Annotated in this window: 5 protein-coding genes; 3 read left to right on the top strand and 2 right to left on the bottom strand. The window is 70.3% G+C overall.

The genetic code is table 11. The annotated features are described in order from the left end of the window. A partial coding sequence (locus AC2VNT_RS02240) for an error-prone DNA polymerase (protein ID WP_486945304.1) occupies positions 1–2454 on the bottom strand: 2454 nt, incomplete at its 3' end. A 331-nt stretch (positions 2455–2785) separates the two neighbouring features. On the opposite strand from AC2VNT_RS02240, the gene AC2VNT_RS02235 reads away from it, so the two are divergent. Both AC2VNT_RS02235 and AC2VNT_RS02230 read left to right on the top strand, forming a co-directional pair. After that, complete coding sequence (locus AC2VNT_RS02235; RefSeq protein WP_486945303.1) at positions 2786–3214, top strand: MmpS family transport accessory protein; 429 nt, start codon at positions 2786–2788, stop codon at positions 3212–3214. After that, a complete protein-coding gene (locus tag AC2VNT_RS02230) occupies positions 3211–6114 on the top strand; it encodes an MMPL/RND family transporter (RefSeq protein WP_486945302.1) in 2904 nt (967 codons plus the stop codon). The genes AC2VNT_RS02235 and AC2VNT_RS02230 overlap by 4 nt, the downstream gene beginning before the upstream one ends. 7 nt (positions 6115–6121) lie before the next feature. Here the strand turns inward: AC2VNT_RS02230 and AC2VNT_RS02225 are convergent, their stop codons facing one another. After that, complete coding sequence (locus AC2VNT_RS02225; protein WP_486945301.1) at positions 6122–7009, bottom strand: universal stress protein; 888 nt, start codon at positions 7007–7009, stop codon at positions 6122–6124. Between the two features lie 68 nt (positions 7010–7077). On the opposite strand from AC2VNT_RS02225, the gene otsB reads away from it, so the two are divergent. After that, on the top strand, positions 7078–7826 hold a 749-nt coding region (gene otsB, locus AC2VNT_RS02220; RefSeq protein WP_486945300.1), incomplete at its 3' end, for a trehalose-phosphatase.

Raw genomic sequence — 7826 nt, 5'->3', positions numbered from 1 at the left:
CCACGCCGAGTAGAACACCAACGACGCGAAGCTCAGCGCGTGACTCTCCGGGAATCCGTAGTTGGCGAACGCCTCCAGCTTCTCGTAGATCCGGTCGGCCACTTCGCCGGCGACGCCGTGCCGCTCGCGCATGCCGTCGTAGAACCGCTCACGCAGCCGGCGCATCCGCTGCACCGATCGTATGGCCCCCATGGCCCGGCGCAGCTGATCGGCCTCTTCCGCCGAGAACCCCGCGCAGTCGATCGCCAGCTGCATCAACTGCTCCTGAAACAACGGCACCCCCAACGTCTTTCGCAGCGCTCGTTGGGTGGACGGATGGTCGTAGACCACCGGGTCGACGCCGTTGCGGCGCCGGATGTAGGGGTGCACCGACCCGCCCTGGATCGGCCCCGGGCGGATCAGCGCCACCTCCACCACCAGGTCGTAGAACTCGCGGGGGCGCAGCCGCGGCAGGGTGGCCATCTGGGCGCGCGACTCCACCTGGAACACCCCGACGGTGTCGGCGCGGGACAGCATCTCGTACACCGCCGGCTCGGACAGGTCGATCTTGGCCAGGTCCACCTCGACACCCCGATGCTGGGCCACCAGGTCCCTGGCGTAGTGCAACGCGGAGAGCATCCCCAGGCCGAGCAGGTCGAACTTGACCAAACCGATTGCCGCGCAGTCGTCTTTGTCCCACTGCAGCACGCTGCGGCCCGGCATCCGCGCCCACTCCACCGGGCAGACGTCGGCGATCGGCCGGTCGCAGATCACCATGCCGCCGGAGTGGATGCCCAGATGGCGGGGCAGGTGGGCGATCTGGGCCGCCAGCTCCACTACCGGATCGGGGATGCCTTCTGTGTCGGGGGGCCCGCCCCACCGGCCGACTTGCTTGCTCCAGGCGTCCTGCTGCCCCGGCGAGTAGCCCAGCGCGCGGGCCATGTCCCGTACCGCGCTGCGGCCCCGGTAGGTGACGACGTTGGCGACTTGGGCGGCGTAGTCGCGACCGTATCTGTCGTAGACGTAGCCGATCACCTTCTCCCGCTGGTCCGACTCGATGTCGATGTCGATGTCGGGTGGCCCGTCCCGGGCCGGCGACAGGAACCGCTCGAAGAGCAGCTCGTTGGCCACCGGGTCCACCGCGGTGACGCCGAGGGCGTAGCAGACCGCCGAGTTGGCCGCCGATCCCCGGCCCTGGCACAGGATGTCACTGCGTCGGCAGAATTCGACGATGTCGTGCACCACCAGGAAATAGCCCGGAAACCTCAGCTGGGCAATGACTTCCAGCTCGTGGTCGATCTGGGCGTAGGCTTTCCGGGCCCGCGTCGTGCCCTCGGGATGTCCGTAGCGCTCCCCCGCACCGGTCATCACCAACCGCCGCAGCCAGCTGTCCTCGGTGTGTCCGGGCGGCACCGCGAACGGCGGAAGCCGCGGGGCGATCAGCGCCAGCGGAAACGCGCACCGCTCGCCGAGCTCGGCAGCCGCGGGCACCGCCTGCGGCTGCGCGGCGAACAGCCGGGCCATCTCGGTCCCGGAGCGCAGATACGACCCGCCCAGCGGGGCCAGCCAGCCGGCGGCGGAGTCCAGCGACCGGCGGGCGCGCACCGCACCCATCGCCATCGCCAGCCGGCCGCGACACGGCCCGGCGAAGTGCGCCCCGGTGGTGGCCACCACCGGAACCCCGAAGCGCGGTGCCAGCGCCGCCAGCGCCGCGTTGCGCTCGTCGTCGCACGGGTGACCGTGCCGGGTCAGTTCGACGGCAACCCGCCGTTGCCCGAACCGGTCCACCAGGTCGGCCAGCGCCGCGGCGGCGGCATCCGGGCCACCGGTGTCCAGCGCGTGTCGCACATGGCCCTTGCGGCACCCGGTCAGGATCTGCCAGTGGCCGTCCGCGGCGTCGGTCAGGGTGTCGAGGTCGAAACGCGGCCGGCCCTTCTCGCCGCCGGCCAGGTGCCCGGCGGCGATCTGGCGGGAGAGCCGGCGATAGCCCTCCGGGCCGCGGGCCAGCACCAGCAGGTGCGGGCCGGGCGGGTCCGGGTGATCGGTGCGCGTCGAATCGGCCCCGCCCAGCGACAGCTCGGCGCCGAACACGGTGGCTATCTCCTGCCCCACGGCGCCCAGCTCCCGGGCCGCCTCGGCGAACCGGACCACCCCGTACAGCCCGTTGTGGTCGGTGAGCGCGATGGCGCGCAGATCCAGCCGGACCGCCTCCTCGACCAACTCCTCCGGGGTGCTGGCCCCGTCCAGGAAGCTGAACGCCGAGTGGGCGTGCAGTTCGGCGTAGGGCACCAACGACCGGCCCCTCCGATCATCGTCGGGCGGCTGATACCGTCCGCGTTTGTGCGACCACGCCGGGCCGTCGTCGCGCCGGGCGGTCGACAACGTCCCCGGGGTGGCGCCGCCGGCATGGCGCGGCTTGCCGTCCAGCACCCGCTCCATCTCCGCCCAGCTGGGCGGGCCGTCACCCCAGCCCATCCGACGAGTGTATCGAACGTATGTTCGGTGCCGTTGATTCGCCCGATGCCCAGGGCCGTTCTTCTCGCATCCGGCGACACCGCGTGAGGCCCGCCACATCTGGCGACACCGTGTGCGGCCCGCCATACCCGACCCGCTCGCCCGGGCCGAGCCCGGCACCGGGGCGGGCCCGGCTTCGCCCAGGTCGGGCTCGGATTTCACGCCGGGCATCGGCCGACGGGACGCGCGTCTCCGCATAACGCACACGACGTGACGAAAAAAGTTTGATCCGCTAACCTGCTACATCAGCAAGGTTACGGCTCCGATGGAACGCGAGAGGACAGGGGTTGCGATGCTCGGCGTCCTCAGACGCACCTGGCTCCCGCTGGTCGTCGCGCTGGTGGTGACCGCCGGCGCGTTCACGGTCGCGCGGGTGCGCGGGTATTTCGGCGGCGACGACAACGCCAATACCGCTCAACCGTTCGAGGACACCAAGCCCTTCAACCCCAAGGTCGTGGTGTATGACGTCTTCAGCCCGAACGGTACCTACGCCGACGTCAACTACCTGGACCTGGATGCCCAGCCCCAGCGCCAGGACCGGGTCGGCCTGCCCTGGTCGCTCACCCTGTCGACCACCGACCCGGCGGTCAGCCCCACCGTGGTCGCGCAGGGCGACGGCACCACCATCGGCTGCCGGATCACCGTCGACGGCGTGGTCAAAGACGAGCGGATCACCAGCGGCGTGCTCGCCCAGACCTTCTGCCTGGTGAAGTCCGCATGAGCAGCGACTCCGACGCCCCGACCGGGGTGATCCCGCCCATCCCGCAGGCCGCGTCCGCCGGCCACGGCGGCCACAACGGCATCGCCAAGTGGATCCGCCGGCTCGCGCTGCCGATCATGCTGGCCTGGGTCGCGCTCACCGTGGTGGTGAACACCGCGGTACCGCAGCTCGACGAGGTCGGCAAGGAGCGGGCGGTCTCGATGAGCCCCAAGGACGCCCCGTCGATGATCGCGATGAAGCGCATCGGCAAGGTCTTCGACGAGTTCAAGTCGGACAGCTCGGCGATGGTGGTGCTCGAAGGCGACCAACCGCTCGGCGACGCCGCGCACGCCTACTACGACCAGCTGGTCGCCAAGATGGCCGCCGACCACATCCACGTCGAGCACATCCAGGACTTCTGGAGTGACTCGCTCACCGCCGCCGGCTCGCAGAGCCCCGACGGCAAGGCCGCCTACGTGCAGGTGTACCTGGCCGGCAACATGGGCGAGACGCTGGCCAACGAGTCGGTGGAGGCGGTCCAGAAGATCATCGCCGACACCCCCGCCCCCGAGGGGGTGCACGCCTACGTCACCGGCGGCGCGGCGCTCAACGCCGACCAGGACATCGCCGGCGACCACAGCCTGAAGATCATCACCGCGCTGACCTTCGTGGTGATCATCGTGATGCTGCTCTTCGTCTACCGGTCCATCGCCACGGTGCTGCTGGTGTTGGGCATGGTGGTCTTCGAGCTGAGCGCGGCCCGCGGGGTGATCGCGGTGCTGGGCTACTACAACGTCATCCTGCTCTCGACGTTCGCGGTGAACCTGCTGGTGACCCTGGCCATCGCCGCCTCGACCGACTACGCGATCTTCCTGCTCGGCCGCTACCAGGAGGCCCGCGCCGTCGGCGAGGACAAGGAGTCGGCCTTCTACACCATGTATCACGGCACCGGCCACGTGATCCTGGGCTCCGGCCTGACCATCGCCGGGGCCACCTTCTGTCTGCACTTCACCCGGTTGCCGTACTTCCAGTCGCTGGGCATCCCGCTGGCGATCGGGATGATGGTGGTGGTCGCCGCCGCGCTCACCTTCGGCGCCGCCGTCGTCTCGGTGGCCAGCCGGTTCGGCATGCTGGAGCCCAAGCGCGCGATGCGGATCCGCACCTGGCGGCGGATCGGTGCGCTGATCGTGCGCTGGCCGGGGCCGGTGCTGGTGGCGACCACCGCGGTCTGCCTGGTCGGGCTGCTCGCCCTGCCCGGCTACAAGACCAGTTACAACGACCGCAACTACCTGCCCGGCTACGTCCCGGCGAACGTCGGATACCGCGCCGCCGACCGGCACTTCTCGCAGGCCCGGATGAACCCGGAGCTGCTGATGATCGAGGCCGACCACGACCTGCGCAACCCGGCCGACTTCCTGGTGATCAACCGGGTCGCCAAGCGGGTCTTCGACGTGCCCGGCATCGGCCGGGTGCAGACGATCACCCGGCCGCTTGGCACCCCGATCCAGCACACCACCATCCCGTTCCAGATCAGCATGCAGGGCACCACCCAGCAGCTGAATATGCAGTACATGCTGGACCGGATGCAGGACATGCTGAAGATGGGCGACGACATGCAGGTCGCCGTCGACTCCATGGAGCAGATGCTCGACGTAACCCGCGGGATGGCGGCGGCCACCCACGACATGGACCTGAAGATGCACGTCATGCTCAGCGACATCCAGAAGCTGCGCGACGAGTTGGCCGACTTCGACGATTTCTGGCGGCCGATCCGCAGCTATTTCTACTGGGAGCCGCACTGCTACGACATCCCGATGTGCTGGTCGATCCGGTCGATCTTCGACATGATGGACGGCATCGACCAGCTCAGCGAGGACTTCGAGGTGGTGCTGCCCGACATCGACCGGCTCGACGTGCTCATCCCGCGGATGACCGAGATCATGCCGCCGATGATCGAGACGATGAAGGACATGCGGACCAAGCAGCTGGCCATGCAGTCCACCATGGACGGGCTGCAGCGGCAGATGCAGAAGATGCTCGACGGCCAGAACGCGATGGGCCAGGCCTTCGACGACTCGAAGAACGACGACTCGTTCTACCTGCCGCCGGAGGCGTTCGACAACCCCGACTTCAAGCGCGGCATGAAGATGTTCCTGTCGCCGGACGGGCACGCGGTGCGGTTCATCATCTCCCACGAGGGCGACCCGATGTCCCCGGCGGGCGTCAGCCACATCGAGCCGATCAAGCACGCCGTGCACGAGGCGCTCAAGGGCACCCCGCTGGAGGGGGCCAAGGTCTATCTGGGCGGCACCGCGGCGATGTTCAAGGACATGAAGGACGGCTCGGCCTATGACCTGGTGATCGCCGGGATCGCCTCGCTCTGCCTGATCTTCATCATCATGCTGCTGATCACCCGCGCGGTGATCGCCTCGGCGGTGATCGTCGGCACCGTGGTGCTCTCACTGGGCACCTCGTTCGGGATATCGGTGCTGATCTGGCAGCACGTTATCGGGCTGAACCTGCACTGGATGGTGCTGGCGATGAGCGTGATCATCCTGCTGGCCGTCGGCTCGGACTACAACCTGCTGCTGGTGGCGCGGTTCAAAGAGGAGGTACATGCCGGGCTGAACACCGGCATCATCCGCGCGATGGGCGGCAGCGGCTCGGTGGTCACCTCCGCGGGACTGGTGTTCGCGTTCACCATGATGTCGATGCTCGTCTCCGACCTGCGGGTGATCGGCCAGGTCGGTTCCACCATCGGGCTGGGGCTGCTGGTGGACACCCTGGTGATCCGGTCGTTCATGACGCCGTCGATCGCCGCGCTGCTGGGAAAGTGGTTCTGGTGGCCGCAGCACGTACGCACCCGACCGGTGCCGCCGGTGCCAGAGCGCCGTCCCGACCAAGAGCTGACCCATGTGTGATCGGCGGTCATGACGCCGCCGGCGCACCCCGCACGACGATCACCGGCGAGTGCGCCGACTGAACCACCGCCAGGCTGACCGACCCGAGCACCATGCCGGCGAAACCACCCCGACCGTGGCTGCCGACCACCACCAGCTGCGCCGACTGGGACTGCTCGACCAGCGCCTCGGCCGGCCGGTCGCCGACCACCGCCCGGCGCACCGGCACCTCCGGGTAGCGCTCCGACCAGCCGGCCAACCGCTCGGCCAGCACCAGCTCGCCGTCGGCGCGCATGGCCGCCGGATCCAGGCCGGGGAAGTCGAACAGGTCGGCGTCGCGCCAGGCGTGCACCGCGACCAGCTCCACCCCGCGCCGCGACGCCTCCCGGAATGCCAGCGCCGTCGCCGCCTCCGACACCGGCGAGCCGTCGATGCCCACCACCACCGGAGCCTCAGCCGGCCGCGGCCGCTCCGGGTGCTCGTGGTGGACGAGCGCCACCGGGCAGTGCGCGTGCCGGACCACCGCCGAGCTCACCGAGCCCAGCAGGCCGCGGCGCAGCCGGGCGTGCCCGCGGCGGCCGACCACCAACAGCGCCGCGCTCTCGCTGAGATCCACCAGGGTGGGCACCGTCGGCCCCACCGCCGTCTCGGCGTCCACCCGCAGCGGGCCGGCCGGACCGACGTGGCCCTCGGCGACGGCCAGCGCACCGCGCAGGTGCCGTCGGCCCTGCTCCTGTTGCCACTCGGTGTAGCCGGCCGGAATCGGGGCCGCCGGGAAGGCCGTCACCACCGGCGGGGCGAGCACGTTCACCAGTGTCAGCGGTCGGCCGTGCAGCGCCGCGTCGCCGGCCGCCCAGTCGGCCGCCGCGATCGACGACGGCGAGCCGTCCACGCCGACCAGGATTGCGCGGTTCACCCCTTCACATTAGGCCGACCGGCGCACGCGGTCACCCGAACCGGCGCGCACTGTGACACCGTAGGGGCGTGTCGATCACCATCGACCCGCGTCGCCACGACGCGGTACTGTTCGCCACGGACCTGTCGGCGTGCGCCCTGCCGGAGCGGCTGGCCGACGCCGGGATGCGTACCGCGGTGGCAGCGCCCGGCACGTTGATGGAGGCGGCCGGCCGGCTGGCGGTCCGGCCGGGCCGGACCGTCGTCGTCGCCGACACCGACGCCGGCGTCGCGGCGGCCCGCGAGGACGGGTTCGCGTTGGTGATCGGCGTGGGCGGGGTGGCCGGCACCCGCGGGGCGGACGTCGTCGTCGCCGGCCCGGACCAGATCAGCGTCCGCACCGGGGACCGGCCGATGTCAGCGCTGCCCGACGCCTGGACCCTGTTAGACAACGAGACGCTCGCCAAGCGCCATCCGGCGGTGTTCTTCGACTTCGACGGCACCCTCTCCGAGATCGTCGACGACCCGGCCGCGGCCCGGCTGGTGCCCGGCGCGGCGGACGCGTTGCGGGCGTTGGCGGCATGCTGTCCGGTGGCGGTGCTCAGCGGCCGCGATCTCGCCGACGTACGAGATCGGGTCGGGCTGCCGGGTATCTGGTATGCCGGCAGCCACGGCTTCGAGCTGACCGGCCCGGACGGCGACCACCACCAGAACGACGCCGCCGCCGCGATCGTGCCGGTGCTGGCCGACGCCGCGGTGGCGCTGCACGGCAGGCTCGCCGCGCTATCCGGAATCATGGTGGAACACAAACGATTCGGCGTATCGGTGCACGACCGCAG

The organism is Mycobacterium sp. TH-M15 (assembly GCF_057473705.1).
The sequence above is the reverse complement of the archived record's forward strand: the minus strand, read 5'-3'. Positions and strand labels throughout refer to the sequence as shown.